This window comes from Mesorhizobium sp. M1322, assembly GCF_040318085.1.
Lineage (GTDB): Bacteria > Pseudomonadota > Alphaproteobacteria > Rhizobiales > Rhizobiaceae > Mesorhizobium.
The window spans coordinates 1-1,201 of record NZ_JAMYLP010000207.1; the positions used below are offsets into that span (position 1 = coordinate 1).

Consider the following 1,201-nt stretch of genomic DNA (forward strand, 5'->3'; position numbering starts at 1 on the left):
GAGGCCTTTGCACAGAATCGGATTGGTGATTCCGTTCGCAAGGAAGATAGGGAGATGATTCGGATGGTCGATCGTGTGCTTGGTCAACTGAGCCTGGCGGACGGGCTGGCGCGGTCGGATACCACGCAGCTCGACCGGATCGCGACGGTCATCGACTGGACGCCGATCCGGGCACTTCTTGGTCAGCGCAGCGGGCCGGGGGCGGGCAACACCAGCTATCCGGCCGAGGCATTGCTGCGCTGCCTGTTTTTGGGCGTGTGGAACAATCTCAGCGACCCCGCCCTTGAGACGCAGATCCGCGACCGGCTGTCGTTCCGCCGCTTTGCCGGCTTCAGCCTGTCGGACCGCACGCCGGACCATTCGACGCTGTGGCGCTTCCGCGAAGAGCTGAAGTGCGACGAGCTGATCGACCGGGTGTTTGATGAGATCACCCGGCAGTTTGAGCAGAAGGGCCTGATCGTCAAGCGCGGCACGCTGATTGATGCATCCTTCATGCAGGCCGCCGCGCGTCCGCCGGCGAAGCCGAAGAAGGGTGAGGAGGCGTCGGCGCGGCCATCGGCCGACCCCGATGCGCGTTGGGGGCGCAAGGGCAAAAAGACCGTGTTCGGCTATAAGGTGCACAACGGCGTCGACGATGCTCACACGCTGATCCGGCGGATGCACTTCACCGATGCATCGATCACCGACACCGAGCCGGCCGACAAGCTGATCTGCGGCGACGAGGAGGCGGCCTATGGCGACCAAGCCTACTACACCCATGCCCGGCATGCCCGGCTTAAGCAGGCCGGCATCAAGGACCGGCTGATGCATCGGCCCAACAAGCACCATCCGCTGACGCCGCGCCAGAAGCAGCGCAACCGGCTGATCTCCAAGGTGCGGGCGGCGGTCGAGCGGCCGTTTGCGGTGTTCAAGCAGCGCTATGGCATGCGGCGGCTGCGCTTCTTCAACCTGGCGACCAACCAGACGCAGTGCGTGCTTGCCGGCTGCGGTTATAATCTGCAGCGGGCGGCCGCCGTCCTCTACCCGGTGAGGAAGCCGGCATGAGGGGGCGGAGTCTGCCCAAAATCCGCCGAGCGGGGCCAATTGGGGCTCCAAGGCGGGCAAAAATGCCCCGCAAACCGGGCCAATGTGGCTCGATTGCGGTTCAAAAAACGCCCCACGCGCCATCTGCGCCAAACTTCGGCTCCCGTGCAAAGCCCTC

Annotated in this window: 1 protein-coding gene; it reads left to right on the forward strand. The window is 64.8% G+C overall.

Features of this window, described 5'->3' with window-relative positions:
* Positions 1-63: 63 nt before the first annotated feature.
* Entirely contained in the window at positions 64-1,044 is a 981-nt protein-coding gene (locus tag NKH12_RS30405; protein ID WP_352956479.1) for an IS5 family transposase, read from the forward strand.
* Positions 1,045-1,201: the final 157 nt, after the last annotated feature.